This is a genomic window from Plantactinospora sp. CNZ320, from assembly GCF_002846275.1.
Genome location: NZ_PJMP01000001.1, coordinates 7,706,601 through 7,731,741, shown reverse-complemented (window position 1 = coordinate 7,731,741; position 25,141 = coordinate 7,706,601). Strand labels below are relative to the sequence as shown.

Annotated in this window: 31 protein-coding genes; 20 read left to right on the top strand and 11 right to left on the bottom strand. The window is 71.4% G+C overall.

The window, feature by feature from the left end:
• Window positions 1–5 precede the first annotated feature (5 nt).
• The 7 genes from CLT71_RS34695 to CLT71_RS34665 all read left to right on the top strand — a co-directional run bounded on the left by CLT71_RS34695 (window position 6) and on the right by CLT71_RS34665 (window position 7,696).
• Complete coding sequence (locus CLT71_RS34695) at window positions 6–1,847, top strand: ABC transporter ATP-binding protein (protein WP_101370822.1); 1,842 nt, start codon at window positions 6–8, stop codon at window positions 1,845–1,847.
• A 3-nt stretch (window positions 1,848–1,850) separates the two neighbouring features.
• Window positions 1,851–2,411, top strand: coding sequence for a MauE/DoxX family redox-associated membrane protein (locus tag CLT71_RS34690; RefSeq protein WP_101370821.1), 561 nt, complete (start codon window positions 1,851–1,853; stop codon window positions 2,409–2,411).
• Entirely contained in the window at window positions 2,408–2,998 is a 591-nt protein-coding gene (locus tag CLT71_RS34685; protein ID WP_101372036.1) for a S26 family signal peptidase, read from the top strand. The genes CLT71_RS34690 and CLT71_RS34685 overlap by 4 nt, the downstream gene beginning before the upstream one ends.
• Window positions 2,999–3,001: 3 nt before the next feature.
• The gene (locus CLT71_RS34680) at window positions 3,002–4,147 is read left to right on the top strand and encodes a ThiF family adenylyltransferase (RefSeq protein ID WP_101370820.1); all 1,146 of its coding nucleotides are present in this window, start codon (window positions 3,002–3,004) and stop codon (window positions 4,145–4,147) included.
• A 192-nt stretch (window positions 4,148–4,339) separates the two neighbouring features.
• Window positions 4,340–5,572, top strand: a complete 1,233-nt coding sequence (locus tag CLT71_RS34675) for a hypothetical protein (protein WP_143743745.1) — start codon at window positions 4,340–4,342, stop codon at window positions 5,570–5,572.
• Window positions 5,569–6,114, top strand: coding sequence for a DUF3105 domain-containing protein (locus CLT71_RS34670; RefSeq protein WP_101370818.1), 546 nt, complete (start codon window positions 5,569–5,571; stop codon window positions 6,112–6,114). Before CLT71_RS34675 ends, CLT71_RS34670 begins: the two co-directional genes overlap by 4 nt.
• A 115-nt stretch (window positions 6,115–6,229) precedes the next feature.
• Complete coding sequence (locus tag CLT71_RS34665) at window positions 6,230–7,696, top strand: glycoside hydrolase family 30 protein (RefSeq protein ID WP_101370817.1); 1,467 nt, start codon at window positions 6,230–6,232, stop codon at window positions 7,694–7,696.
• A gap of 172 nt (window positions 7,697–7,868) precedes the next feature.
• Here the strand turns inward: CLT71_RS34665 and CLT71_RS34660 are convergent, their stop codons facing one another.
• The 3 genes from CLT71_RS34660 to CLT71_RS36795 all read right to left on the bottom strand — a co-directional run bounded on the left by CLT71_RS34660 (window position 7,869) and on the right by CLT71_RS36795 (window position 9,569).
• The gene (locus CLT71_RS34660) at window positions 7,869–8,189 is read right to left on the bottom strand and encodes a TraR/DksA C4-type zinc finger protein (protein WP_101370816.1); all 321 of its coding nucleotides are present in this window, start codon (window positions 8,187–8,189) and stop codon (window positions 7,869–7,871) included.
• Window positions 8,190–8,303: 114 nt separating this feature from the next.
• Entirely contained in the window at window positions 8,304–9,077 is a 774-nt protein-coding gene (locus tag CLT71_RS34655) for an acetate and sugar kinases/Hsc70/actin family protein (protein WP_158242380.1), read from the bottom strand.
• Between the two features lie 312 nt (window positions 9,078–9,389).
• Window positions 9,390–9,569, bottom strand: a complete 180-nt coding sequence (locus CLT71_RS36795; RefSeq protein ID WP_143743743.1) for a hypothetical protein — start codon at window positions 9,567–9,569, stop codon at window positions 9,390–9,392.
• Between the two features lie 545 nt (window positions 9,570–10,114).
• On the opposite strand from CLT71_RS36795, the gene CLT71_RS34645 reads away from it, so the two are divergent.
• From CLT71_RS34645 to CLT71_RS34590, 13 genes are all read left to right on the top strand, one after another.
• The gene (locus CLT71_RS34645; RefSeq protein WP_158242379.1) at window positions 10,115–10,927 is read left to right on the top strand and encodes a CBS domain-containing protein; all 813 of its coding nucleotides are present in this window, start codon (window positions 10,115–10,117) and stop codon (window positions 10,925–10,927) included.
• Between the two features lie 321 nt (window positions 10,928–11,248).
• Window positions 11,249–11,590: a hypothetical protein gene (locus tag CLT71_RS34640; protein WP_143743742.1), complete on the top strand. Its 342-nt coding sequence runs from the start codon at window positions 11,249–11,251 to the stop codon at window positions 11,588–11,590.
• A 69-nt stretch (window positions 11,591–11,659) separates the two neighbouring features.
• A complete protein-coding gene (locus CLT71_RS34635) occupies window positions 11,660–12,382 on the top strand; it encodes a class I SAM-dependent methyltransferase (RefSeq protein ID WP_101370811.1) in 723 nt (240 codons plus the stop codon).
• Between the two features lie 133 nt (window positions 12,383–12,515).
• Window positions 12,516–12,713, top strand: a complete 198-nt coding sequence (locus CLT71_RS34630; RefSeq protein ID WP_486483610.1) for a DUF3072 domain-containing protein — start codon at window positions 12,516–12,518, stop codon at window positions 12,711–12,713.
• 115 nt (window positions 12,714–12,828) lie between these two features.
• Window positions 12,829–13,647 carry an endonuclease/exonuclease/phosphatase family protein gene (locus CLT71_RS34625; RefSeq protein WP_158242378.1) on the top strand — a complete coding sequence of 273 codons (819 nt, stop codon included), beginning with the start codon at window positions 12,829–12,831 and terminating at the stop codon, window positions 13,645–13,647.
• 73 nt (window positions 13,648–13,720) lie between these two features.
• On the top strand, window positions 13,721–14,452 hold the full coding sequence (locus CLT71_RS34620) for a polysaccharide deacetylase family protein (protein WP_101370808.1): 732 nt from the start codon (window positions 13,721–13,723) through the stop codon (window positions 14,450–14,452).
• Between the two features lie 86 nt (window positions 14,453–14,538).
• Window positions 14,539–16,347, top strand: coding sequence for an ABC transporter ATP-binding protein (locus CLT71_RS34615; protein ID WP_101370807.1), 1,809 nt, complete (start codon window positions 14,539–14,541; stop codon window positions 16,345–16,347).
• A 70-nt stretch (window positions 16,348–16,417) separates the two neighbouring features.
• The gene (locus tag CLT71_RS36790) at window positions 16,418–16,552 is read left to right on the top strand and encodes a keywimysin-related RiPP (RefSeq protein WP_143743741.1); all 135 of its coding nucleotides are present in this window, start codon (window positions 16,418–16,420) and stop codon (window positions 16,550–16,552) included.
• Between the two features lie 40 nt (window positions 16,553–16,592).
• A complete protein-coding gene (locus CLT71_RS34610) occupies window positions 16,593–18,452 on the top strand; it encodes an asparagine synthase-related protein (protein ID WP_101370806.1) in 1,860 nt (619 codons plus the stop codon).
• A gap of 10 nt (window positions 18,453–18,462) precedes the next feature.
• Entirely contained in the window at window positions 18,463–18,723 is a 261-nt protein-coding gene (locus CLT71_RS34605; RefSeq protein WP_101370805.1) for a lasso peptide biosynthesis PqqD family chaperone, read from the top strand.
• Window positions 18,720–19,163 carry a lasso peptide biosynthesis B2 protein gene (locus CLT71_RS34600; RefSeq protein WP_101370804.1) on the top strand — a complete coding sequence of 148 codons (444 nt, stop codon included), beginning with the start codon at window positions 18,720–18,722 and terminating at the stop codon, window positions 19,161–19,163. The genes CLT71_RS34605 and CLT71_RS34600 overlap by 4 nt, the downstream gene beginning before the upstream one ends.
• Window positions 19,156–19,734, top strand: a complete 579-nt coding sequence (locus CLT71_RS34595; RefSeq protein ID WP_101370803.1) for a MauE/DoxX family redox-associated membrane protein — start codon at window positions 19,156–19,158, stop codon at window positions 19,732–19,734. Before CLT71_RS34600 ends, CLT71_RS34595 begins: the two co-directional genes overlap by 8 nt.
• A gap of 6 nt (window positions 19,735–19,740) precedes the next feature.
• Entirely contained in the window at window positions 19,741–20,313 is a 573-nt protein-coding gene (locus CLT71_RS34590; RefSeq protein ID WP_101370802.1) for a TlpA disulfide reductase family protein, read from the top strand.
• A gap of 139 nt (window positions 20,314–20,452) precedes the next feature.
• Here the strand turns inward: CLT71_RS34590 and CLT71_RS34585 are convergent, their stop codons facing one another.
• The 8 genes from CLT71_RS34585 to CLT71_RS34550 all read right to left on the bottom strand — a co-directional run bounded on the left by CLT71_RS34585 (window position 20,453) and on the right by CLT71_RS34550 (window position 25,126).
• Window positions 20,453–21,295, bottom strand: a complete 843-nt coding sequence (locus CLT71_RS34585; protein ID WP_101370801.1) for an MOSC N-terminal beta barrel domain-containing protein — start codon at window positions 21,293–21,295, stop codon at window positions 20,453–20,455.
• Between the two features lie 105 nt (window positions 21,296–21,400).
• A complete protein-coding gene (locus CLT71_RS34580) occupies window positions 21,401–21,745 on the bottom strand; it encodes a thioredoxin domain-containing protein (protein WP_158242377.1) in 345 nt (114 codons plus the stop codon).
• Window positions 21,742–22,062, bottom strand: coding sequence for a hypothetical protein (locus CLT71_RS34575; RefSeq protein ID WP_101370799.1), 321 nt, complete (start codon window positions 22,060–22,062; stop codon window positions 21,742–21,744). The genes CLT71_RS34580 and CLT71_RS34575 overlap by 4 nt, the downstream gene beginning before the upstream one ends.
• On the bottom strand, window positions 22,052–22,810 hold the full coding sequence (locus tag CLT71_RS34570) for a hypothetical protein (RefSeq protein ID WP_143743740.1): 759 nt from the start codon (window positions 22,808–22,810) through the stop codon (window positions 22,052–22,054). The genes CLT71_RS34575 and CLT71_RS34570 overlap by 11 nt, the downstream gene beginning before the upstream one ends.
• Window positions 22,811–22,860: 50 nt before the next feature.
• Entirely contained in the window at window positions 22,861–23,457 is a 597-nt protein-coding gene (locus CLT71_RS34565; protein ID WP_101370797.1) for a hypothetical protein, read from the bottom strand.
• Window positions 23,458–23,655: 198 nt separating this feature from the next.
• A complete protein-coding gene (locus tag CLT71_RS34560) occupies window positions 23,656–24,360 on the bottom strand; it encodes a WXG100-like domain-containing protein (RefSeq protein ID WP_101370796.1) in 705 nt (234 codons plus the stop codon).
• Window positions 24,361–24,370: 10 nt separating this feature from the next.
• A complete protein-coding gene (locus tag CLT71_RS34555) occupies window positions 24,371–24,685 on the bottom strand; it encodes a type VII secretion target (protein ID WP_101370795.1) in 315 nt (104 codons plus the stop codon).
• Window positions 24,686–24,688: 3 nt separating this feature from the next.
• Window positions 24,689–25,126, bottom strand: coding sequence for a YbaB/EbfC family nucleoid-associated protein (locus CLT71_RS34550; RefSeq protein WP_101372035.1), 438 nt, complete (start codon window positions 25,124–25,126; stop codon window positions 24,689–24,691).
• Window positions 25,127–25,141 lie beyond the last annotated feature (15 nt).

Sequence of the window (25,141 nt, the reverse complement as noted above, 5' to 3'; positions counted from 1 at the left end):
AGGTGATGTCAGCGACGTCAGGCAGTCAGGCCACTGCCAGTCTGCGGCGTGTCGGGCCCGTGCTGGCCCTGGCCTGGCGGGCCGGGCCGGGTCTGCTCGGCGCACAGGCCGGTACCGGCCTGCTCCAGGCCGTGACTCCGGTGGCGATCGCCTGGTTCACCAAGTCGGCGGTCGACGGGGTGGGAAGCCGGAACGCGAGTCTTGCCGCGGGCGCGACCGCCGGTCTCGTCGCCGCCGGACTGCTGATGGGTGTCACCGCCCACCTCTCCTCCTACCTCGACAAGCGCTGCGGCTACCGGTCCACCCTGTACGCCCAGGATCTGCTCTACCACGCCGTCAACCGGTTCTCCGGCCTGAGTCGGTTCGAGAGCCCCGCTCTGCAGGACAGGCTGAGATACGCACAGGCGACGGCCGGCCAGACGGCGAGCCGGGCGGTGTCCGGGATCCTCGCCATCGGTGCCGGCATCCTGACGACCGCGGCGCTGCTTTACTCCGTGGCGGTGATCAGTCCGGCGACGGCGGCCTTCCTGGCCCTGTCGGCAGTGCCGGCGGCGGCCGCCGAATTCCTGCTGGCCCGGCAGCGGGCGGCGCTGCTGTGGGACCTCGGCCCGCTGGAGCGACGGGAACTCTTCTTCGCCGGCCTGATCACGACCGTCGGCGCGGCGAAGGAGGTGCGGCTCTACGGGATCGGGGACTACCTGAAGGGCCGGGTACGCAGCGAACGCCTCCAGATCAACGCGCTTCACGGCGCCCAGGACCGGCGGGAGTTGCTGACGCTCACCGCCCTCGGCCTGCTCAGCGCCCTCGGCGCCGGTGGGGGGTTCGCCTGGATCGTGGCCTCGGCCATCAACGGCTCCGCCACCGTCGGCGACGTGGCGCTGTACATCGCGGCGGTCGGCGCCGCCCAAGCCGCCGTCATCGCGCTCTCCGGAAGCCTGGCCCGGACCTACCAGGACCTGCTGACCTTCGAGCACTTCCAGTCGATCGTCGACGCCGAGCCGGACCTGCCGCACCCGGTACGGCCGCGCACGGCCGGCGCGCTGCGCGAGGGCATCGAGCTGCGGGACGTCTGGTTCCGCTACTCGCCGTCGCACCCGTGGATCCTGCGCGGGGTGAACATGCGGATCCCGGCCGGCACCTCGGTGGCACTGGTCGGCCGGAACGGCGCGGGAAAGAGCACCCTCGTCAAGCTGCTCTGCCGATTCTACGACCCGACCCGGGGACAGATCCTCTGGGACGGGGTCGACCTTCGGGAGCTGGATCTGGCCTCGCTGCGCGCCGGGATCAGCGCGGTGTTCCAGGACGCCATGCGCTACGACCTGACCGCGCGGGAGAACATCGGACTCGGCGACATCGACCGGATCGACGACCTGCCCGCCGTCCGAGGCGCCGCAAAGTTGTCCGGAGTGGACGACGCGATCACCGATCTCCCGCACGGCTACGACACCCTGTTGACCCGGCTGTTCAAGAACGCCGCGGACCGGGACGACACCGCCACCGGCGTGGTCCTCTCCGGTGGCCAGTGGCAGCGGCTGGCGCTGGCCCGAGCCTTCCTGCGTGGCCGTCGGCAGTTGTTGATTCTCGACGAGCCGAGCAGCGGACTCGACGCGATCAGTGAGGCGGACCTGCACGAGCGGGTACGGAGCGTGTGGCACGGGGTGGCGACCGTGGTGATCTCGCACCGGCTGTCGACCGCGAAGGCGGCGGATCTCGTCGCCGTACTCGACGAGGGCCAGATCGTCGAAGCCGGTACGCATGCCGACCTCATCGCCCGGAACGGGATCTACGCCGAGATGTTCAGCCTGCAGGCCAGGGGCTACCAGGAATCCGATGCGGTGGTGGGCTGAACAGTGTCCGGACTCGCCCACCTGGAATTCGGCTGCCGCGTCACGGTCGGCCTGATCTTCCTGATCTCCTCGATCGGCAAGGCCGGCTCCCCGACCCGGTTCGCCGCCTTCCTGGCCGAGATCGCCGAGCTGCGCCTGGTCGCGCCGGGCTGGATCCGGACCGTCGCGGTCTCGGTCTGCGTCGCCGAGGTCTGCGTGGTCGGCCTCGTGCTGAACCCCCACACGACGCTCCTCGGGTTCGTCGCCGCAGCGGTCCTCTTCGGCGCCTTCAGCGTGGCGATCATCCACTCCGTACGGTCCGACAACGGCGCCCGCTGCCAGTGCTTCGGGTTCCGCTCCGGCCGGCTCGGAGCACGACACGTGTACCGCAACGGCTTCCTGTTGACGGTCTCCGCCGCCGGCACGTTGGCCGCGGTCGCGGGACCCGACCGGGGACCTGCGTGGCCCGACCTGCTGCCCGCGACCCTGCTGGCACTTGTCGTGGTGGCACTCGTGGTCTTCCTGGACGACCTCGTCGACCTGCTGCGGGTGGGCCCGACCCCCGGGCGGAGGCAGTGGCGATGACATCGGTGGCAGCTCTGGCGGGCGCGCTGGCGTTGCTGGGCGGCACGGCGGTCTGGGTCGCGCGCCGCCGGCTGGTCGTCGTCAGTGTCACCGGCACCAGCATGCGGCCCAGCCTGCACGAGGGGGAACGGGTACTGGTCCGGAGGGTACCGCTGAACGCGATCCGCGCCGGCATGGTGGTCGTGTTCGCGCATCCGGACCGGGCCACCGAGCCGCCACCCGGACCGGTGGTCGGCGCTGCCGCTGGGCGCCTTCACCCCCGTGCTGCCGCCGACGACGCCAAGGGCTGGTTGATCAAGAGGGCCGTCGCCGTACCCGGCGAGCCGGTACCGCCGGAGCTGGGCTGGGGCGACGAGACGGTACCGGCCGACTGCCTCGTGGTGTACGGCGACAACCTTCCGGTCAGCCACGACTCGCGGCACTTCGGATACGTACGCCGGGGCGATGTGCGGGGCGTCGTGGTAGGGCGTGCCGGCCGGTCTCCCGCGCCCGACCGGACACGGCTGGGCGAAGGCCGGGCGCGGCAGCGTCCGCCATCGCGGGATGGCGCCGTAGCGAGCGAGTCACATCTACCGGGAGGGCCGTAGCCGATGTTGCCGCAGCTGAAGGGGGTCGTGTGGAAGCGATCCGGGGCGGACCTGCAGATCGTGTACGACCTTCGCGACTCGTTCATCGTCACCGACCACGACAGTAGCGTGGAGGCCCTGCTCGAACTGCTGCGCGAGGGCGGGCGCTCTCCCGAGGCGTTGGCCCGCGAGCTGTCCGGCCGCTGCGGGCGCGAGGTGTCGGTCGACGACGTACTCGCCGCGATCGGGACGTTCGACGCGTACGGCCTGATCGAGGACGGTGCCCGGCTGGGGCGACTCGGAGACAGGGCGAACGGCCGGTACCTCTCCAACCTCGCGTTCTTCGAGTCGTTCGCCACCCTGGACCGCAGCCGGGAGGACTTCCAGGTGCGGCTGAACCGCTCCCACGTCCTGGTGCTGGGTACCGGCGGGCTCAACTCGAACACCATCCCGCACCTGTGCGGTCTGGGCGTCGGCCGGCTCACCGTCACCGACCGCGACACGGTCGAGGAGCGCAACTTCGCCAGGCAGTACCTCTACCGGGCCAGCGATGTCGGTAGGAGCAAGGTGGAGTGCGCGGCGGCCTGGGTGCGGGCGTTCGATCCGAGCATCGACGTACGGGCGATCGAGGCGAGCATCGACGGCGTGCAGGACGTGCTCAGGCTGATCGACGAGACGAGTCCGGACGTCGTGATGTCGGGAGTGGACAGTCCGGACGGGATCGACGACTGGGTGAACGAGGCGTGCGTGAGCCGGGGCGTACCGTACGTCCGGGCCGGAATCTGGGTCACCCAGGGAATCGTCTGGTCGGTCGACCCCGGACACAGCGCCTGCCGGGCCTGCGCGCGCACGGCGGCGGACCGCAGCCGCGACGAGGCCACCGGTGACACCGCCATCGGGTTCGCGGGTGCCGACCTCTACCGCACGGCGCCGCGAAGCAATCGCGGGATCGGCCCGGTGGCCGGGCTGCTCGGCTCGCTCGCGGCGTTCGAGGTACTCCGCTATCTCACCCGGTTCGAGCCGCCCGCGTACGCCGGCAATCCGCTCGAAATCGACTTCGCCGCCGGCTGCGCGATGCGGACGACCGCCTGGCAGCGCCAGGACGGGTGCGCGTGCGCCGGCCCCCAGACCAGCGGCTTCCCGGGTACGGATCCGTACCCGGGGAGCTGACCGGATCAGGACAACCGTTGAGAGGAGGCGAAATGAAGATCGAGATTCGGCGCGTCGAGAGCGCGCGGGTCACCGCGCACGTCGGCGGCCCCACCGACAGCTGACCGGGGCGACCGGTCACGACACCGAGCGGACGGCCCGGGAAGCCCTGAGATGTCCCGGGCCGTCCGCCACGATCCGAGGGAGTGGGCGATGGTCGATCGGGTGTTGGCCGCCGACGTGCCGGCGGCGGTACGACTGCTCGTGGTCGCGCCGGACGGTGCCGAGTTCGTCCTCGGCCGACACGACCTCGGCGTGTACGTCGCGGTGCCGGAGCCGGGAGCGGTGTTCGTCCGCGCCCTGCAGGCGGGTTCCTCGATCGCGGAGGCGACCGCGCTGGCCGGTGCGGCGGCCGGCACCGAGGTGGACGGCGCGGACTTCCTCGACGGGCTGGCCGCGGCGGGCCTGCTGGAGGAGAGCGCCCCGGCGACCTCCGGGGCCACCGCACCGACCCGGAACTCGATCCGCTGGATCGAGGGCGTCAGCCCGCGGACGGCCCGGATGTTGTTCGGCCGGCCGGCATGGCTGCTCTACGGTTGCGCGGCCGTCGCCTGTTTGGCCCTGCTGGCGACCCAGCCGACACTGCGCCCCTCCTACGAACACGTCTGGTGGCTCGCCGACCCCGTGCTGTCGGTGCTGGTCTACCTGCCGATCGGCCTCGGGTTGGCCGCCCTGCACGAGATCTGGCACTGGCTCGCCGGCCGCGCCGTCGGGGTGCCCGCGACGTTCCGGATCAGCCGCCGGGGCGCCTATCTGGTCTTCGAGACCGACCTCAGCCAGATCGTCACCGTCGACCGGCGGGCGCGTTACGGCCCCTTCCTGGCCGGGATGGCCTTCGACGTCACCGTGCTGGCGGTGGCACTGGCGGTGCGGTACGCCCACGTGGCCGGCCTGGTCACCATGCCGGCCGTCCTGGATCGGCTCCTTCGGGTGGTGGTCCTCTACCTGGTCGTCGGTGTGGTGTGGCAGTGGGCCGGGGTGTTCCTGCGCAGTGACGGGTACGCCGTCCTGGCGAACGCGTTGCGCTGCCACAACCTCTACCGCGCCACGGTGCTGACCACGAAGTGGCGGATCTGGCGGCTGACCGACGAGGAGTACGCCGAACTGGACGCGATCGGGCCGCACGACCGCGCCGTGGCGCGCTGGTTCGGCCTCGTCTACCTGGCCGGAATCGTGGTGATGTGCTGGATGGTGGTGACCTTCGCAGTGCCGTTCGCCGTCTCGATGGGTGCCTGGGTGACGGCGAACCTGGCGGCGTTCTCGCCCGCCTCCGTCGCGTTCTGGGAGTCGCTGGCCGTACTCGCCTACCTGGTGATCACCCTGCTCGCGCCGATCGCCATCGCCTGGCGCGAGCGTCGGCTCCGGCGGACGGGAGTACTGCTGTGAACCTGCATCCGCACCGCTGGTGGTGGCGCACGGCGACGTTGTCGGTGGTCGGGATGGCGATCGCCACCCTGGTGGCGGGCACCGGGACGCTGTTCGGATCCGGCGCCGCTCCGGCGGTCGCGCAGCCGCGACCGTGTCCGGCCGGCGAGACCGTACCGGTGCTGGAGAGTCCACACATATCGCAGGCGGAGGCGGCCTCGGTCAGGTACTCGTCGCAGCCGCCGACCTCCGGCCCGCACTTCCCGTTCAGCCTGGCGCCGGGCGTCTACGACGGTCCGGTACCGGACGCGCTGACCCTGCACGCGCTGGAGCAGGGCCGGGTCGCCCTGCTGTACGCCTCGGACACCTCCGCCGGGGTCGTCCAGGAGATGCGCCGGTTCGCCCACGCCAACCCGGGTCGCGTACTGCTGGCGCCGCATCCGGCCGTCGAGGACGGTGTGGTGCTGACCGCGTGGGGTTGTCTCCAGCGGCAGCCGACGTACGACCCGGTGGCGGCGGCGAGCTTCGTCGCCGAGGTGACCCGACGGCGGGAGCACGGATAGCCCGCACTTCACATCGAGCAATCTCTATGCGAAGGTGACTGCCTGACCCTGGAGACCTGTGTCGGAGTCCTCAGCCCAGTTGCGACCTCCGGCCGCGAGCCGACGGGAGAGCGCCATGGTCACCCGAAGATCCGTACTCGGCGGGGCCGGCGCCGTCGCGGGCGCCAGCGCGGCGGGCGTGCTGCTCGGCGCGGGCGCCGCCCGGGCGGATGCCACCATCACCGTCACCCCCGCCGCCGACTTCGGCGTCTGGGAGGGCTGGGGCACCTCGCTGGCCTGGTGGGCCAATGTTTTCGGCAACCGGGACGACTTCGCCGACATGTTCTTCACCACCGGGTCCGTGCCGTACAACGGGGTCACCCTGCCCGGTCTCGGGCTCACCATCGCCCGCTACAACCTGGGTGCCTGTAGTTGGAACTCGGTCGACGGGGCCAGGATGGTGGCCTCGCCCAACATCCCCTCCTTCAAGCAGATCGAGGGCTTCTGGCAGGACTGGCGCAACACCGACCCGGCCTCCTCGGCCTGGAACTGGAACGCCGACGCCAACCAGCGGGCCGCCCTGACGAAGGCCACCGGGCGGGGCGCGGTGAGCGAACTCTTCGCCAACTCGCCGATGTGGTGGATGTGTCTGAACCACAACCCGTCGGGTGCGGCGGGCGGCGGCAACAACCTCCAGTCCTGGAACTACGCCCAACACGCCTACCACCTGGCGGTGACCGCCCGGCGCGCCCGGGACACCTGGGGAGTGACCTTCCGGACCGTCGACCCGTTCAACGAGCCGTCGTCGACCTGGTGGACCGCGACCGGGACGCAGGAGGGGTGCCACATCGACGCGGGCATCCAGCGGACCATCCTGACCCACCTGCGCGCGGCGCTCGACAACCAGGGCCTTTCCGGTGTCGCCATCTCGGCCTCCGACGAAACCAGCTACGACCTCGCCAGAACCACCTGGAACAGCTTCGACTCGGCCACCAGGGCGGTCGTCCGGCAGGTGAACGTGCACGGCTACCAGGGCGGCGGCGGCCGGCGGGACCTGCTCTACAACGACGTCAGATCGGCCGGCAAGGTGCTCTGGAACTCGGAGACCGGCGACAGCGACGGCACCGGCATCACCATGGCCAAGAACCTGTGCCTCGACTGGACCTGGCTGCATCCCACCGCCTGGGTCTACTGGCAGGTGATGGATCCGAGCCCGGGCTGGGCTGCCATCGCGTACGACCCCGCCACCCGTACCCCCGGAGCGGTCCAGCCGAAGTACCACGTCCTGGCGCAGTTCACCCGGCACATCCGCCCTGGCATGCGGATCCTCAACACCGGCAACGGCAGTGCGGCGGCGGCGTACGACGCGGCGGCACGGCGCCTGGTCATCGTCGCGGTCAACACCGGTGCCGCGCAGACGCTCACGTTCGACCTCACCGCCTTCGGCACGGTCACCGGCGGCGTGACCCGCTGGACCACCGTCCCGGCCGGTGCCGACCGCTACACCCGGCGCACCGACGTCCGGCTCAACGGCAGGTCGGTGAGCCTCGCGTTCCCCGCCGCATCGGTGCAGACGCTGGAGATCGACGGGGTGAGCCCCTGACCGGCAGACCGGCTCGGTACGCCGCCACGCCGCAGCCCCGCACGTGCGACCGGCGGCACGTGCGGCCCCGGCGCGGGGCGACGGCTCGCACCTCGATGCGGGCCGACGCCTCCGCGACGTACTCGCCCGGGACCCGACCAACCTGGCCGCCAGGCGTCGGGTCCCGCCCGGTTCAGCTGTTGCGGGCCTGTTGGCAGGGCATGCAGTAGCGGGCGTGCGGAAGGATCTCCAGCCGCTCGGTGGGGATGTCCCGCTGGCACTGCTCGCACGTTCCGTAGGTGCCGTCGGTCATCCGTTTCAACGCCTCGCTGTTGTCGGCCACGGCCCGCTGGGTGGAACTGATCAGAGCGGTGAGAGTCTGCGGGTCCAGACCGATCTGCTCAGGGTTCGTACGGTGTGCCGTGAGCTTGGTCAGCTCCGCGGTCTGCTGGTCGAGCTGGGCTTGCAGCACCTGCTGGAGGTTCTGGAGACTGGCGTTGCCAACGGTGGTCATGGGGCTCCCTTTCTCTGCGATACCAAGGCTGGTGTTGCCGCGCGCTGCGGCGTGGATGTGTTGAGGCGGACCGGTCGGCGTCGGTGCCGGCCGGTCGACGTCGGTGTGGACCGGTCAGCGTCGGTGCGGCCCTCGGCGTACCGCCGCGAGGGCGGACAGGCCGGCACCGTGCACGGCGGCGACCCGAGGGCGTCTGGCCGACCGCACCGGTAGTCGCAGTGCGGCGGCGGTACGCGTGGCCAGGTCAGGCGCGTTGGCGCCGCCGCCGACCAGGACCATGCCGCGGTGCGCGGCGGCCGCATCCACGTCGCGCGCCTGTGGATCGCGACGTAGGTCCTGGACGAGTTCGGTGATGGTGTGCACGACGATGTCGTCGGCGGTGGGACCGGTCAGGTCCCGGATGCCGATGTTGGCCTGTCGTGCTGTTATCAGGCCACCGTCGGCCAGGAGTGCGACCTCGATGAGGTGCGCGCCGACGTCCGCGATGAGCAGGGGACCCGGCGCCGCGCCGGCACCGATCGCGGCGGCCCGGATGGTGGGGGTGACGAGCAGCCGGGACGGCTCGAAGACCGTGCGGAGCAGGTCCCGCATGGCGTCGTCGTCGGCCGCTCGGCTCAGGACCGGCCGGCAGGCGACCACGACCGCACCGGCGGGCAGCGGTCGCTGGTAACGGGAGAGGACCCGGGCGAGCAGCGTCCGCAGGCCGTTCGTGTCGACGATGCGGCCGCGCCGCAGCAAGGGCCTGGGGTTGCTCAGGCTGTCGTTGAGACTGGGTAGCTGGACCAGTGGGCGTCCCGAGGCCCAGATTCGGGTGTAGCCGCTGCCCAGGTCGATCCCGACCGCTGCCGGCTCGGTGCCGGTCTCCGCCAAATCCGAAGGCCCGGTCACCGCGATCGCGGAAGGCCTGGCGGTCGCCACGGTGGAGGACCCGGCGGTCGCGATTGCGGAAGGCCCGGCGGTCGTCACGGCGGAAGGGCCGGCGGTCGCCACAGCAGAAGGCCCGGCGGTCTCCACGGCGGAAGGGCCGGTGCGGAAGGCAGCCGCGTCGGCAGCCGGTTCGAGGGCACCGCGTTGATCGATGGTGTTCACCGTCAAAGCCCCTTCCACATCGGATGCGATCGGTCGCCGTGGTCGACCGAGACGAATGCTCGTAGCGCCGATCGCCTGCCAGGTCATGGCAGGTATGTCAGGACGCTGCTGCTAGCGGTTGATGCCTCTGGGCGCGGTGCGGGCGACGACACGCACTCGGGCCGCTGAGCTGTCCGTCACCGGACCGCCAGAACCTGGTGGCGCGACCGGTTCACTGCCGGCCGACGCATCGACGGTACGCGCGCGCAGGCTGGTGACGCCGAGATGATCGGGGACCTTACCGGTCGTCATCACACCTCCTCGCACCTCCGCGACCAGATAGAACCTCGAGCATCCGCCGCCGACGCCGCTGCGGCACGGGTCGCTGTCGGTAACGTCCTGGCCTCCTCACTGCCGACGACCGGCAAGCGGGCTTCGGGTACCCGGAATTGCGGGTACCCGCGAACGCGGCACCGGCCTTCCACGGATGCGGCTCCCGAACTGATCCGCAAAGTGCTTCGTCGGGTTTCTTCGATGCGTGCATCCCCGAGAACGGCTCCGGAATCGGAGGTCTCCGCCGACGAGACCGTGCGCCTGGCACCTCCGCGTTCGGTCCGGGTTGGCTTCTTGCCGACCATCGGCAGTTTGGCCGGGACCGGTCTACACGCCGCGCCCCTGTCCGGGCCGGGCGGACCGGGCGATCATGGGGAGATGGCACGGCACCCGGACCGACGCGTCGCCAGTTGGGCACCGCCCGGGACCGACGCCGGCCATGCTCCGGGAAGCCGCCGCGTCGGCAGGGGTTCCTGATGGCGTCACCGCTTCCGGCACCTGATCGCTCGGACAGGAGGAGCACCATGCAGTGGCGGGTACGCGATGTGATGACCAGCGACGTGATCGCGGTGCCCGAGGACACGCTGGTGACGCAGATCGCGTCGCTGCTGACCGAGCGGCAGATCAGCGCCGTTGCGGTCGTCGACAGGTACGACACCGTCACCGGCGTGGTGTCCTGGACCGATTTGCGCGACACGGTACGGACCGAGGAGGCCGGCGACGACGCCACGGGTCGTTGGCGGCCGTGGCGGTTCGCTCGGCTGCGCTGGCCCGAGACGAGGGCGGTGGACGTGATGAGCGCTCCGGCGGTGACCATCCCGCCCGAGGTGTCCCTGGCGACCGCGGGCCGGCTGATGCACCACCGGAGGGTCGGCCGGCTGCTTGTCGTCGACGCCCGTCGGCGACTGCTGGGCATCGTCACCCGCAGCGACCTGTTGAAGGTGCACGATCGCCTGGACGCGGTCATCCGCGCCGAGGTGACCCAACGGGTTCTACAGAGCGGCCTGGGGATCCCGGCCGGGGACGTCCGCGCCGAGGTGGACGGCGGCCTGGTCACCCTGGCCGGCCGCACCGAACGCAGGACGACCGCGATGGCGGCGGTCGCGATGACCGCCCTGGTACCCGGGGTCACCGACGTCGTCGACCTGATCACCTACGACGTCGACGACGTCCCATCGGCGCCGGAGCCGCCGACTCCCGACGCAGCACCGGCCGGCTGGCAGCAGAACGCCTCGATACCGGTCAACCGGGCACGCCGGTTGCGGCATCCCGGGTTCGACCACAACGTGGCCGCGTACGGCGAGCAGCGGCGCACCGAGGACACCGAGTTGACCTGACCGATCCACGAGAGCGAGCCGGCGGGCGCTGCCAGGTCAGGGCGCGAATGCCCGCGCGGCAGGCCGGGCGGCGGCTGACGGCGGGGTCAGCCGCCGCCCCCGGCGACTGCTCAGGGGTACGGTGCCGCCGGTCGAGTGACCGGGCCTGCGATCCCGCCGGCGGCTGGCGGTGGGCCGGCCCGGGCCTGGCCATCGGCGCCCGCCCCACCGGTGCTGGACAGTGAGTGCACGATGCACGATAGTGATCGTCGATCGTCGATCGTCGATCGTCGACCGTCGACCGTCGACCGGCGGACTGCGGCCTGCGAACAGGACGAGGACATGACCAGGAGCGGGGACTGGGTGGCGAGCCTGCCCTTCTCGTCGGGTCCCTCCTTCGCCGGCCGGTTGGCGATGCTCGGCGGGACACTCGAACTGACCGACGCGGAGATCACGTTCCGGCCCCTGGGCGGCCTCGGCCGGAGCCGACGGCTCGCGTTGTCGGAGATCGAGAGTGTCACCGCGTTCGCCGACCGGCCACCCCGGCTGCGCCTCGCCCCGAAACGGGGCAGGGCACTGGTACTGATAGTCGTGCCGAGCCGGACCACCGGCGTGGGGACGGCGGACACCTCGGCCCGGGACGACGCGCTCGCCGCGATCAACGCCCGCCTCGCGGCGCGTTAGGCCGTAGCACCGCCCGGCCGCCCAGCCGCCCGGCCGACGGGCCCGCCGCCCGGCGGGTACCCTCGGCGGGTGTTCTCGGCTCAAGGACCTTCGCTGCGCGAACTCTGCGTCCAGGCGATGTCCTCGGTCGAGCGCGGTTACGACCTGCTGGCTCCGAAATTCGACCACACCCCCTTCCGCACCTCGGAGCAGATTCTCGACGCGACCACCCGGGCGCTTGCCGAACTCGGTCCGTTCGATCGCGGACTGGATGTCTGCTGCGGTACCGGCGCGGGCATGCTCGTGCTCAGGTCCCTGTGTCGAGGCGGGATCACCGGCGTGGACTTCAGTGCCGGCATGCTCGCGCAGGCGCGGAAGGCGCATCCCGACGCGTCATGGGTACGGGCCGACGGCCGGGCCCTGCCCTTCGCCGAGGGCTTCGACCTCGCGGTCAACTTCGGAGCGCTCGGGCACTTCCTGCCTGCCGAACGACCCGCTCTCTTCGAGGGGGTGTACCGCGCGCTGCGGCCCGGTGGGCTCTTCACCTTCGCGATCGGCACACCGTCGCCGCCGACCTCGCTCTGGCACTGGGCGACGCTCGGTTTCGACCTGGCCATGCGGGTCCGTAACGCCGTGTGGCGCCCCCCGTTCGTCATGTACTACCGCAGCACCCCGGCTCGCGCACTCCAGCACGACCTGACAGCGGCCGGCTTCAGCACGACTGCCGTCCCGCTTACCGCGCTAGGCCAGCACCGCAACGGCAACCCCCGGTATCAACTCTTTCTCGCCAGGAAGCCCGCGGCCCCGCGCTGACGCCGACCGCGCCCACGCGGCACCGGCCCCACTCCCCGCTCACGTTGGTTACCGCCGCCACACCCACAGGTGATGTTCGGCGCGCGGGCGTGCGGGTATAGGACAGGCGTTCGAGAGAGAGGAGATGAGCGCCATGACCGATCACAACCCGGCGAAGGATCCCGAGCAGTGGGTGACCGGCGACGAGCCGCCGACCGGACCGCAGGAGTCGTACCTGGCAACCCTCGCCCGCGAGGCTGGCCGGGAGGTCCCAGACAACCTGACCAAGGCAGAGGCCTCACGGCTCATCGACGAGTTGCAGGAGCAGACCGGTCGCGGGAGCCGCTCCTGAGTCGGGACGCGTCGCGCCTGCCCGGCACCGAACCGGATTCCGGCCTCGTCGCATGCTCGTCGGCGCTGCGGGGCAGTACGGATCACCCAAGGGTCAGCACGACGGAGGTTCGCTGATGGTCGACAGCACGGTCCGGGCGATGACGTGGAACATCTGGTGGAGGTTCGGGCCGCGCTGGCGTGACCGACAGCCGGGGATCCGCGCGACGCTCGAGCGGATCCGCCCCGATGTCGTGGCGCTCCAGGAGGTGTGGGCCGGTGGTGGGACCACCCAGGCGCACGAGCTTGCCGAAACGCTGCGGATGCACGCCGTCTTCGCCTCGCCCTCCTACCCGCCCGCGCCGAAGGACCCGGACGTCGCCGACCAGCGCGACATCGACCTCGGGATCGCCGTGCTGAGCCGGTGGCCGATCCTCGATCACGAAGCCCTGGTGATGCCGGCCCGGCACCGCGGTTGGGATCCGGTCGCGCTCAGCGTCCGGGTCGACCACCCGGCCGGCCCGCTGCCCATCGTGGCGGCCTGCCTCGACTACGGCGTCCCGTACACCGACGACCGCATCGCGCAGGGCGCCTTCGTCGCGGATCTCGCCACCGACCCCCGATTCGACGGCCCGTGTCCGGTACTGCTGATGGGTGACCTGAATGCGGCGGTCGACTCACCTGTCCTGCGGCCGGTCCGGGACGTGTTGACCGATGCCTGGGCCGCCGGCAACGGACCGGTCGACGCGGTCACGCTGCCGTCGACTCATCCGTCCGCGCCGCTGACGGCCGGACCCCAGATGATCGACAAACGTATCGACCACATCTTCTTCCGCCCCGGCCGCGAGGACCAGCAGGTTCAGGTCGAGGGGGTACGGCTGGCCGGTGAGCCGGTCGAGGGCGTGCATCCCTCCGACCACCGGGCCGTGGTCGCAGACCTGCGCTGGCACGGCTGAGCCACCGGGTCCCGATGGCCGCCCGGTTCGACAACGGCCGTCGCGACCACTGCTGTCGATAGAATTCCGGCCCATGGAGGGCTCTCTCATGCCCAGCGAGGTCGGTTCGTCACTGCACGGCGTCAGAACCGCCGAGCGTGTCGTGGCGCTGACCTTCGACGACGGGCCGCGCAGCGGTGACACCGAGCCGGTACTCGCCGAACTCGCCCGCGCCGGGGCGTACGCGACCTTCTTCACCCTCCTCGTCCGGGTCCGCCGCGAACGGCTGCTGCTCGCCGAGATCGTCGCCGCGGGGCACGAGATCGCGCTACACGGCTTCGACCACCGTCGACTCACCCGCACCGACCCCGCAGTGGTACCGGCGCTGTTGCGCGACGCCCGCGCCGAACTGGAGGACCTCGCCGGGCAGCCGGTGCGGTTCTTCCGTCCGCCCTACGGGGCACAGAACACCTTCGTGTGGCAGGCGACCGTGGACGCCGGTCTGATCCCCGTGGTATGGCGGCGGGAGTGCCGCGACTGGGACAGGGTCGCGCCCGATCTGGCGTTCGCGGAACTCGACCGTCTCGAACCCGGCATGGTCGTGCTCGCGCACGACACCGTCGCGCTCCCGGACGACGGTGCCGAGCCCTTCGACGCTCCGGTCGTCGACCGGGGCGCGGTCACCGCCGCCATCATGTCCCGGCTCGGCGCGCAGGACCTGGTCGCCACGTCGATCGGGCGCGCACTGCGCAGCGGCGAGCCGGACTGGCGCATCTGGCTGGACGCGCCTGCCGTACCAGCGGCGCCGCCGGAAGCTCCGGTATAGCTCGAATATCGGACCTCACCGGAGGGTGTCGGTGGGCCGGAGCCGATCCCGACCGGCATCTCCGACACCCCGGTGAGGACGGCGGCATGCAACCCATCACCCGTGCCGCCGGTCAGGCGCCGCTGGCGTCCCTGCTGAGCTACGTCCGCCCGCACGCCCGTGGACTGCTCGGCGGAGCGGCCCTGATGTTCGTCGGCGGACTGGCCAACCTCGCCCAGCCGATGGTGGTCAAGAGCCTTGTCGACGCGCTGACCGGCGGCACCCCGTACCGCGAGCCGATGCTGCTGCTGGTGTCGCTGCTGCTGGTCAGCGTGGTCGTCGGGGTCTGGGGCATGTACCTCGTCGAGCTGACCGCCGAGAGCGTCGTGTTGACCGCGCGCCGCCGGCTCGTCGCCCGGCTGCTGCGGCTGCGCGTCGCGGTCGTGGACGGCGCCGAGCCCGGGGACCTGCTGTCCCGGGCGACCGCAGACACCACCCAACTGCGTGCGGCGGCCACCAGCAACGTCGTCGACCTGGTCGCGGGGATCCTCCAGATCGCCGGCGCGGTGCTGCTGATGGCCCGGCTCGACGCGGTCCTGCTCACGGTGGTCCTTGTCGTACTGCTGATGCTCGCCGCCGCGACCCTGGCTCTGGTCCCGAGGATCCGTGGTGCCGGGGAGGCGGCACAGGAGGCGGTCGGCGGGATGGGGGCGGTCCTCGAACGTACCCTCGGCGCCTTCCGGACGGTCAAGGCCAACGGCGCCGAGGAGCGGCAGGCCGCCGCCGTGCACGCCGCGGCCCGGCAGGCGTGGCGACGGGGACGGCAGGCGGCGCGGTGGGTCTCGCTGGCCGGCATCGCCACCGGCCTCGCGGTCCAGGTCGCCTTCATCGTGGTACTGGGCGTCGGTGGGGCGCGGGTCGCCGCCGGTGGTCTCGCCGTCTCCTCCCTGGTGGCCTTCCTGCTCTACCTCTTCTACCTCGGCGGCCCGGTGACCCAACTGGTCGGCGGCCTCACCGGGCTACAGGCGGGGCTGGCCGCCGTGCGGCGCATCGACGGGATCGCCGAACTCGCCGCCGAGGACCTCGACCGGCCCGTGCCGGCCCCGACGGAGAGCACGGCGGAGAGCACGGCGGCGCCCGTGACCGTGGTGTTCCGGGACGTCTCGCTGCGACACCGGCCCGGCGGTCCGGCGATCCTGGAGCACGTCGACCTGCGGCTGCCGGCGACCGGTCTCACCGCCGTCGTCGGACCCTCCGGAGCCGGGAAGACGACCCTGCTGGCGCTGATCGAGCGCTTCTACGACCCGACCACCGGTCGGGTCGAGATCGACGGCCGCGACGTACGGGACTGGCACCTGGCCGACCTGCGCGCCCGGATCGGCTACGTCGAGCAGGACGCCCCGGTCCTGTCCGGAACGCTGCGGGACAACGTGACGATGGGCTGGGCACACGCACCGGAGCCGTGGCTGGCGGAGGTCCTCGAACGGACCCGTCTCGTTCCGCTCCTGCGGCGGCTGCCGGACGGCCTCGACACCACCGTCGGCCAGCACGGTGCGACGCTCTCCGGCGGGGAGCGGCAGCGCATCGCGATCGCCCGTGCCCTGCTGCGCCGGCCAGGGCTGCTGCTGCTCGACGAGCCGACCTCGCAGCTCGACGCGATGAACGAACGGGCGCTGGGTGAGATCGTCGCCGCCGTCTCCCGGACCACCACTGTGGTGATGGTGGCGCACCGACTCTCCACTGTGACCCGGGCCGACCGCATCGTCGTGCTGGACGCCGGCCGGATCCGCGCGGTGGGCAGCCACGCCGAACTCGTGGACGGCTGTGAACTCTACCGAGGACTGGCCGCTACCCAGTTGCTCACCGGATCCGCCGCGCGGCCGAGGAAGCAAAGTGCCGATATCGCACCAATATAGATCGACCTCGGATAGTGCTTGCACGACGGGCTCGGAACGCCGGAGCCCGACCACACCGAGGAGGTACGAGATGGTGAAGAAGACCGCCTACGAGCGGCCCACCCTGTCGAAGCAGGGCAGCTTCGCCCGCAAGACGGCCGGCAGCCTGTTCACCAGTTGCCGGGAGTCGTTCGTCACCCAGAAGCCGCGTTCGATCTGCAGCTGAGGGCACGGGTCCACCGTATCGACGCAGAGGGGTAGTGCCCATGGTGGTCGTTCCGGACCTGGCATCCGGGCTCTCGTGGTTCGTGGTCGTTCCGGACACCGACGCCGGTCGGCTGCTCGTCGAGCCGCTCCGGCAGCGGGTTCCGGAGCTGCGGACGCTCACCCACGCCTCCGGGCGTCCATGGCTGCTCGGTCGGTGGACCGACGACGAGGTGGCGGTGGCCGAGATGGGCGACCGCCGCCTCGTCGCGCTCGGCGAGCACCGGCTCTCAACGGGTGAGTTGGAACGACGGGCGGCGGGCGTCCACGACGCCGGGCAGATGTGCGCCGCCCTACAGGGCCTGCCCGGCAGCTTCCACGCGCTCGCCACTACTGCGGCGGGGACGGCGGTGCAGGGCAGCCTGTCGGGGTACCGCCGGGTCTACTTCGTCTCGGCGGGCGAGCAGGGCGTCGCCAGCGATCGCGCCGACGTACTGGCCGGACTCGTCGGTACGGGGCTCGACGACGAGGCACTCGCGCTGCGGATGCTCGCCCCGTACGCCCCCTGGCCGATCTTCTGGCAGCCGGTCTGGCGCGGCGTGCACGCCGTACCCCCGGACAGGCGCCTTCTGCTGGACCGTGCCGGGGCAGCGCGCACCGTCATCCGGTGGCGCGCGCCGGAACCCGTGCTCGACCTGGCCACCGCCGCCGACCGGCTACGTCGGGCGCTCACCGAGGCCGTGGCGGTGCGCGCGGGCGGCCACGGGGTGCTGGCGAGCGACCTGAGCGGGATGGACTCGACGTCGCTGTGCGCGCTGGCCGCCCGGAGCGGCAGCCGGGTGGTGGGGCTGACGTGCGTGAGCCCGGACCCGCTGGACGACGACCTTCCGTGGGCGAGACGCGCCGCCGCCGAACTTGGCCCGGTGACCCACGAGGTGGTGGAGGGCGAGTCGAACCCCCTGCCGTACGAGGGCATCCTCGGGGCGGAGGACCGCTTCGACGAGCCGACCGCCGCCGTGCTGTACCGGGCGAGCTTCCTCGCCGTGTCCCGCCGGGCCGCCGCGCACGGTGCGCAGATCCGGCTCACCGGGTTCGGCGGTGACGAGCTGCTCAGCGCCGACCCCGCGCTGCAACTGACCCTGCTGGCGACGCATCCCCGGCAGGCGCTCCGGCAGCTGCGGCTGCTGCGTGCGGCGTACCGGTGGGGACGCCGGGACACACTGCGGGCGATCGTGGACCGACGCTCGTACGGCCGCTGGATGGCGTCGCTCGGCGACCAGCTCGACGGTGCCGGGACCGGCCGCCCGCGTCCACTCCTCGACTGGGGGGTACCGGTGGCGACGGCGCCGTGGCTCACCGCCGACGCGAGGGCGGGACTGCGCGAGACACTGCGCCATCGGGCGGCCGAGGCGGTGCCGCTCGCCGAGGACCGCGGGCTGCACGGCCGGCTCGCCGGGGTGTACGCCGGGGCCGCGAACGCCCGGCACCTCGCCCAGTCGACCCGGCGGACCGGGGTGAGCGCGGCCCTGCCGTACCTCGACGACCAGGCCATGGAGGCATGTCTGGCGGTGCACCCCGCGCACGTCACCTCGCCCCGGGACTACAAGCCGCTGATCCGGGCCGCCATGACCGGGGTACTGCCGCCGGCACTGCTCGCCCGCGACACCAAGGCCGACACCTCGATCGCCGCCGCCCGGGGCGCCGACCGGCACCGCGACGACCTGCTCGCACTCGCCGACGGTTCACGGCTGGCCGGGCGCGGCCTGGTGGACGCCGCCGCGCTGCGGGCGGCGCTGCGCAGTCCCGACGACCGCACCTGGTACGACCTCGACCAGACCCTGGCCTGCGAGACCTGGCTACGCACCGTGGAACCCGCACCCGCCGTGGAACCCGCACCCACGCCCGCACCCGTCGTCCGATGAGGAAGAAACCATGAGCTGGAAGCTGCGCGACCGGGTGTCCTGGACACCTACCGAGTACGGCGGGGTGCTGCTCGACTCCGCCTCCGGCCAGTACTGGACGCTCAACCCGACCGGGGCGGCGGTGCTCGCCTCGCTGCTCGCCGACGGGGATCCCGAACACGCGGCCGCCCGACTCGCCGAGGAATTCGACGGCGACCCGGCAACGATGGCGTCGGACGTGCCGGAGCTGATCGCCGAGCTGGCGGCGGCCGGACTGGTGGTCGCGGGGTGACCTCGGAACAGGTGCTCCGGCACGATCCCGGGCGGCTGGGCCTGCGGCGGCGCGTCGTGGTGCGCCTGGTCGTCGCGGTGGCCAGGCTGCTGGCCGTGCAGCGACCCGATCGGATTCACCGGGTGCTGCACCGGCTCAGCCGTGGTGCGCGTCCGGCGAGTCGTGCGCAGGCGGCAACGGCACGCCGGGACACCGTTGCGACAAGCGCCTTCTGTAGCGGTCCACTGGGTTGCCTGCCGCGTTCGATCGCCACCGTGCTGCTGTGCCGGCTGAACGGGTGCTGGCCGACCTGGCACGCCGGCGTACGGCGCTATCCGCCCTTCGGCGCGCACGCCTGGGTCTCGGTGGACGGCGTCGCGGTCGACGAGCCGTACCCGGAGGACTTCCACATCCCGCTGCTGACGGTCGCGATCGAGAACCGGGGAAACTCGGATGGGTGACGTGCTCCCGTACCTCTCCCTCGTCTGCCGGGGCACCGTCGCCGTGGTGTTCGCGTTCTCCTCGGTCGGCAAGCTTCGCAGCCGGGCGGCGTACGCCCGGTTCCGCCGTTCCACCGGGGCCTTGACGGGCCTGCCGGCGGCGCCGGCGGCGGTGCTCGCGTGGCTGGTCGTCGCCGCCGAGCTGACCGTGACGCTGACCGCAGCCGCCGGCCCGCTCCCCTCCGCCGGCCCGATCTCCGTCGCTGGCCCGCTCTCCGTCGCTGGGCTCGGCGTGGCCGGCGTGCTGTTGTGCGGCTTCACCTGGGCGCTGGCGCGGTCCCCGAGGTCCGGGCAGGCGTTGGAGTGTGAGTGCTTCGGCTCGTCGGCCTCGATCACCCGCCGAACCGCCCTCGTCCGCAACCTCCTGCTGCTGGGTGTCGTCTGCGCTGGGCTGGTGAGCACCCGGATCACCGCCGGAGCCGGGGCACTGCGCTGGGACGCCGCGCTGGTCTGCGCGGTGGGTGCCGTCGCGCTGGCCGGTTGCATCACCCGCCTGCACGAGATCACGTCCCTCTTCACCGCTCGTCTGTGAGGTGCCATGTCCGTGCTCGTCGCCGTCGTCGTGCTCAGCAGTACCGTCTGCGCGTTCAACACCGCCCTGCTGGTGGCGGTCGTGCGGCGTCTGCGCTATCAGTCCGAACTGCTCTCCGAGGTGGAGCGGCAGGGCGTTCCCGCGCGGGCGCTCGCACGCGGTGCCACGGTTGGCGGCTTTCTCGCCTCCGACACCCACGGCCGGCCGGTCACCCTGGAGGTGGCGGCGGCCACGCTGATCGGCTTCTTCAGTCCCACCTGCGCATCCTGCCGTCGGGAACGGACACGGTTCCGGGAGGTGGCGGCCCGCTGGCCTGGCGGTCCGGCGCGGGTGCTCGCCGTGGTGACCGGACCGGACGCGTCCGCCCGGTTCCTCGACAGGCTCGATCCGGTGGCCCGGATCGTCGTCGACACGGACGGCACGATGCGACGCGCGTTCGGTGTCGAGGGATTCCCGGCGATCTTCGTACTGGCGGAGTCCGGACGGTTGAGCTGGACCGGCATCCACGCCGACGCGGTCCCGGTCCCGGCCACAGATCCGATCGCCGCCACAGACCCGGTCGCCCCGCAGCCCCGATGACCGTTGCACCGCAGCGCCGATGACCGCTCCCCCGCAGCTCGGTGACCGGACGGCGGCAGCCCCGATGGCCGGACGACGGCGGCCGGCGCGGCCGTAACCCTCTCCTGCACCGCCACCGGCAGCCGACCGGCGAGTCGGGTCAGTCCAGCACCTCCACAGTGTCACCGACGCTTAAGGTAGGGCCGTCCGACGATTCGCCGGGTTCGGCAAGCACCAGCAGCTGGAGACCGAACCGGAGCTTCCGGTCGATGTTCCGCCGTGCGGCGAGCATCCGTAGCGGCTCCCGTCCCCGCTGCCCGGTCTCCTGGTCGATCGTCGCGATCAGACAACGGCCGCACTCGGCGGCGCCGTGGAACATCGCCGGGCCGATCCGGATCCGCCGGCCGACCCAGCCGGCCTCGGCCCACGGCTCGGCGCCGTCGATCACCAGGTTCGGGCGGAACTGGCTCATCGGCAGCGGACCCTCGCCGCTGCCCGACTCCAGCAGCCAGCCGTTGAACGCGTCCAGCGACGCGGTGTTCGCCAGCAACAGCGGGGTACCGTCGGCAAAACTCAGTTCGGCACTGGTGCCGGCCGGAACCTGCCAGGGCACGAGGTTGGCGGTGGGGTCACCGAGCCAGACCAGCCGGGCGGGGCGGCCCAACAGCCGGTTGAGCCAGTCGTCCGCCTCGGGACCGGCGGCGCGTACCGGTGCGGGCGGCCGTCCCCGGTAAACCCGGACCTCGATCAGCTCGCCGCCGGTCGGTTCGGCCAGATCGAGCGGGGCCAGCCCCGGCGCGTCCAGGGTCAGCCCGCCCGGCCGGGAGACCGCCCGCATCGTCACCAGTTCCCGGTGCTGGCGCTGGGTCAACCCGAGCCCGTGCTCGTCCACGATCAGCCAGCGCCGGTCGCCGTCCAGACCCCACGGCTCGACCCGCGCCGTGTCGCGGTCCATCCGCCGGCAGGCCTTTATCGGATACGTGTGAATCGATGCGACTCGCATCCGGTCAGGATGACATGACGCGGTGTGACACTGATACCCCTCGCGCCACGGCTTCTCGGCTGGCTCCACAACGGCAGTGTGACCGCCCGGCCGGGGCCGAACCGGTTACTGCGTCGGGAGATTGGGGCCGAGCACCTGCTCGATCTCCTCGACGAGCCGGTCCGCGGGACGTACCCCGAGCAGCACGCGCTGCATGACGCCACGGTCGAGCAACACCGAGGTCGGAGTCTGGGTCACGCCCCACCCCTGCGTGACGGCCGGGTTGGTGGTCACGTCGACGGTGGCCACCACCAGCCCGTCGCCCAGGCGCTGGGCGACCTCGGCGAGCACCGGCGAGAACGCCCGCCGGACCTCCCCGGTGTCGGGCAGGAACACCAGCAGGACGGGTGTCGGGCTGTCCACGACGCGGGCGCGGTACGTCGCGTCGGTGACCGGAACGACGTAACTCATAGCTCCTCTTCCGGTTGACGCCTCCACTCGAAGGCGGTGCGCCATCGGTTGTCGTCGTACAGGTAGCTGAGGAATGCGTCGGTGACCGCGTCCTTGGGCTGGGGGAACGGCGAGACGTAGGCCCGGTCGGGCCCGCCCTCGCGGTAGTCCACATCCAGCCGGCCATCGTCGAGCGCATAGGTCTGGATGTAGTAGTGCGGCCGGACCCTGAGCACTGCGAACCTCGGGCCACGACTGTTCAGGCGGGCTATCCCGGCGCGGATGTCCGCCTCGGTCGCGCCCTCGATCGGGTCCTGGTCCTCGACCTCAAGATTCATCGTCGACACCCTCGGTGAGGAACCTGTGCGCGTACAGCAGCAGGTCGTTCAACTCTGTCGGCCGGCCCTGCCCATCCTCGGCGGCCAGCCGCAGACCGTCCTCCCAGTACGCTCGGCGCAGCTTGTTCTGGAAGTTCTGGAAGTCGATCCACGCACCCTCGGCCTGGTCGAGCTTGCGTAGCTCGCTGTACAACAGGTCCGTCCTGGCGAGGCCGAGTTCGCTGCCGATGCTGCCGCCGCCGGTCTTCGGATTGTCGAAGCGCATCTTGAGAAACGGCCTCGGTAGGCGATGGATGTCGGCGGATTCCAGGAATTTGCCGAACCTGTCCGCCGCCTCGATCTGCGACTCGCGCCCGGAGAACTCGCAGCGCCACGCGGGAAAGACCTGATAGGTGACCTCAGCCAGCTCGGGAATCTTCTTGTGCAGGCGATAGACGACGGGAATCACACCGCCGACGGTGTCGAACTCGTAACCGGAGCCCTCCGGCGGCGTGTAACCCTCGAGCACCGCGAACGGCACGGCGGCCAGCACCTCCGTGCTGCGATCCCGAGCGAAGGACAGGACGCTAGTCATGAGTTCCTCGTCCCCTTCGCCGCGCACGTTCATCTGCACCGCGTGCGCGCCGTCGGGGGTGATGGCCAGGCCGTAGGTGAACATGGTGCCCAGCGACCAGGTCCACGCGTCCTGCATCCCGGGCAGGGGCCGGACGCCAGCGAAGCCCTGGACGATATTGGCGATATCTACCACGACACTCCAGTTCGGTTACCGGCAGCTACGGGTCCTCGGGGCCGGACATATCAGTCGGCAGTATACCCCGGGCCCGTTTCCTGCTCGTATCTCAACCCCAATGTCGCGCCGCCCCGGGAATTCTCCGACCGGAGCATGGGCTGGAGATTATCGACGTTGTTGTACCAGTCATTTCGATACTGCCTGGAATTGAACCGGCCATCGTCGTTCCAGTCCTGGACGACCGGCCTGTTGTGTTCGTAGGTGATCTCGTCGCCGTCCGGGACGTCGATGACCTCACCGTTCTCGTCGAGCCAGGTCAGATCTTCCTTGGGCATCCGTTGCCCGTTGGGCAACCGTGGCCACTCCCCGGCGAGGGCGCCTTCCACCGTGTATCTGCGAGCCATTTCGTCGTGCGTGGACTCGCGGTAACCACCGGGATATTCGGTGTCGCGGTTGTGCGCACCGGGTGGCGCCGTCGGATCCTTGGCGTACCCGCCGTCCGGGCCGTGCAGGCGCCCGTTGGCGTCGTACTTGTAGCCCGGCGGAAGCGGTTCACCGCTGATCGTGCTGGTGACCGGCGACCCGGTGGTGGAACTCGGCGCGCTGCCACTACCGACCCGACCTGCCTGGAACGCCGCCTGTACGGCTGTCTGGCCGGCGTCCACACTGCCGGCGTTCCCGCCGGGAGTTCGCCGCCCCGACGGAGTGGCGTCGCCGTCGCTTCCGGTGCGGCCGGTCGAAGGGGTGTCTCCCCCGCTGCCCCTGGCCATCGACGCCCTACCGACCCTCGGCGGCGGGGCGAACGCCCGGCTCGGTCAGCACACCCACCGGCGGTCGTACCGAAGGTCCGCGCAAGCTCATCGTCAGCCGCCCATCAGGGTCTTCAGGTTGGTGAGGCTGGTGATCAGTGCGCTGGTGTAGCCCGCGATCCGGCCAGCCCACTTCAACACCGCGGAGACGATCTGCGCCGCGACCACCGGGATCGTGACGATCAGCAGTGCCTCCGCCGCCCAGACGATCACCCGGGCGACCAGGTCGCAGATCAGGTCCCGGACGATGTCGCGGGTGAACTGCACCAGGTTGCCCGCCGCCTGGGTCGCCGAGGCCATGGTGGCCGCCAGCACGGAGAGGCCGCCGAGCCCGTCGACGTTGTTGGCCATCTTGTTCTGGTACGCCTCGGCCGCGGTTCCGCTCCAGTCAGGCAGGTCGGAGGCGAGGGTGGAGTAGAGGTCCTCGGCCATCGTCTGCAACGCACCGGCCATGTTCTTCCAGGTCTCGGCGTGCGCGACCACCAGGTCCGGAATCCCGGCCAGCTTGTCCAGTACCTCGCGCAACGGCTCGAAGTGCTCCATCGCCCAGCCGAGCCCGTTGGCCAGCAGGGCGCTGAAGGGATCGATCACCGTGGCGGCGGCCTCCAGCGCGAACGCGCCGCCGGCCAGCATCCCGTCGACCCACGAGCCGCTGTTGACCGACTGGTGGAGGCCCTGGAACCCCTCGGCCAGCGACGATCCCGTCCAGGCCGTACGTGACGACGTAGGTGTGGCTACCAGCGCGTTGTCGGCGACCATGACCGCGTCCTCACCCCGCCCCGCCGGCCCGGCGGACCCGGTCCGAGGACGACCTGTCGGCCGACTCGTACGCCCGGGCAGCGGTCGTCAACGCGTCCGACGCCAACGACAGGTTCTCCTCCACGTAGGCGTACAACGCGTCCTGCCGTTGGTGCCGGGCCTCCAGAATTCCGGAGATCCACCCGCACAACAGCCCGTACGCCGCGTCGTTCTGGCTGATCGCACGGCTGGCGCCCTTGATCGCCTCCAACTGGTCCCGCACCGCGAGCACCTTCGCCGCATGCCTGTGCAACTGCGCCGGGTCGACGTTGAACGCGTCGGCCATCGCCTACCTCCTCCCCAGACCTGGAGGCCCCGGAACATCGTCGGTGGACTCCGGACCCTCCAACAGCTGCTGCATCCGGTCACCGATCGTGCGCGCCGCCACCGAGTCCGGCCCCATCGTCTCGATCGCGATCTCCCGTGACCGGTCCGCCGCCGTCACCCGCGCCTGGCGCAGGGCGGACATCACGGCCCGGGCCACCACCTCCGGATCGAACCGGTGGATGCGCTCCGTGAGCTTCAGGTCGACGAGCACACCCGTGGAGTCGACGGTCACCTCGGCCAGCCCGTTACCGTCCCTGGCGCTGGCCCGCAACTGTCCGATCTGGTCGCTCATGGCCTGCGTCTTCGCCGCCATCGCCTCGACGCGCTGCTTCCAGGACCGCAGATAGTCCCGCGCGCTGTCCGGATCCAGAAACGCCTCGCCGTCCGGGTCCCCCACCATGGCCGCCACCCCCCG

Excerpts from the sequence above, each read along its gene's own strand:
- CLT71_RS34590 (WP_101370802.1), top strand. The coding sequence starts at position 19,741 with ATGTCCGTGCTCGTCGCCGTCGTCGTGCTCAGCAGTACCGTCTGCGCG.
- CLT71_RS34560 (WP_101370796.1), bottom strand. The coding sequence starts at position 24,360 with ATGGTCGCCGACAACGCGCTGGTAGCCACACCTACGTCGTCACGTACG.
- CLT71_RS34680 (WP_101370820.1), top strand. The coding sequence starts at position 3,002 with ATGTTGCCGCAGCTGAAGGGGGTCGTGTGGAAGCGATCCGGGGCGGAC.
- CLT71_RS34620 (WP_101370808.1), top strand. The coding sequence starts at position 13,721 with ATGGAGGGCTCTCTCATGCCCAGCGAGGTCGGTTCGTCACTGCACGGC.
- CLT71_RS34580 (WP_158242377.1), bottom strand. The coding sequence starts at position 21,745 with ATGAGTTACGTCGTTCCGGTCACCGACGCGACGTACCGCGCCCGCGTC.
- CLT71_RS34645 (WP_158242379.1), top strand. The coding sequence starts at position 10,115 with ATGCAGTGGCGGGTACGCGATGTGATGACCAGCGACGTGATCGCGGTG.
- CLT71_RS34630 (WP_486483610.1), top strand. The coding sequence starts at position 12,516 with ATGACCGATCACAACCCGGCGAAGGATCCCGAGCAGTGGGTGACCGGC.
- CLT71_RS36795 (WP_143743743.1), bottom strand. The coding sequence starts at position 9,569 with ATGACGACCGGTAAGGTCCCCGATCATCTCGGCGTCACCAGCCTGCGC.
- CLT71_RS34615 (WP_101370807.1), top strand. The coding sequence starts at position 14,539 with ATGCAACCCATCACCCGTGCCGCCGGTCAGGCGCCGCTGGCGTCCCTG.
- CLT71_RS34550 (WP_101372035.1), bottom strand. The coding sequence starts at position 25,126 with ATGGTGGGGGACCCGGACGGCGAGGCGTTTCTGGATCCGGACAGCGCG.
- CLT71_RS34640 (WP_143743742.1), top strand. The coding sequence starts at position 11,249 with ATGACCAGGAGCGGGGACTGGGTGGCGAGCCTGCCCTTCTCGTCGGGT.
- CLT71_RS34695 (WP_101370822.1), top strand. The coding sequence starts at position 6 with ATGTCAGCGACGTCAGGCAGTCAGGCCACTGCCAGTCTGCGGCGTGTC.
- CLT71_RS34625 (WP_158242378.1), top strand. The coding sequence starts at position 12,829 with ATGGTCGACAGCACGGTCCGGGCGATGACGTGGAACATCTGGTGGAGG.
- CLT71_RS34665 (WP_101370817.1), top strand. The coding sequence starts at position 6,230 with ATGGTCACCCGAAGATCCGTACTCGGCGGGGCCGGCGCCGTCGCGGGC.
- CLT71_RS34595 (WP_101370803.1), top strand. The coding sequence starts at position 19,156 with ATGGGTGACGTGCTCCCGTACCTCTCCCTCGTCTGCCGGGGCACCGTC.
- CLT71_RS34610 (WP_101370806.1), top strand. The coding sequence starts at position 16,593 with ATGGTGGTCGTTCCGGACCTGGCATCCGGGCTCTCGTGGTTCGTGGTC.
- CLT71_RS34575 (WP_101370799.1), bottom strand. The coding sequence starts at position 22,062 with ATGAATCTTGAGGTCGAGGACCAGGACCCGATCGAGGGCGCGACCGAG.
- CLT71_RS34675 (WP_143743745.1), top strand. The coding sequence starts at position 4,340 with ATGGTCGATCGGGTGTTGGCCGCCGACGTGCCGGCGGCGGTACGACTG.
- CLT71_RS34585 (WP_101370801.1), bottom strand. The coding sequence starts at position 21,295 with ATGCGAGTCGCATCGATTCACACGTATCCGATAAAGGCCTGCCGGCGG.
- CLT71_RS34555 (WP_101370795.1), bottom strand. The coding sequence starts at position 24,685 with ATGGCCGACGCGTTCAACGTCGACCCGGCGCAGTTGCACAGGCATGCG.
- CLT71_RS34660 (WP_101370816.1), bottom strand. The coding sequence starts at position 8,189 with ATGACCACCGTTGGCAACGCCAGTCTCCAGAACCTCCAGCAGGTGCTG.
- CLT71_RS34685 (WP_101372036.1), top strand. The coding sequence starts at position 2,408 with ATGACATCGGTGGCAGCTCTGGCGGGCGCGCTGGCGTTGCTGGGCGGC.
- CLT71_RS36790 (WP_143743741.1), top strand. The coding sequence starts at position 16,418 with ATGGTGAAGAAGACCGCCTACGAGCGGCCCACCCTGTCGAAGCAGGGC.
- CLT71_RS34605 (WP_101370805.1), top strand. The coding sequence starts at position 18,463 with ATGAGCTGGAAGCTGCGCGACCGGGTGTCCTGGACACCTACCGAGTAC.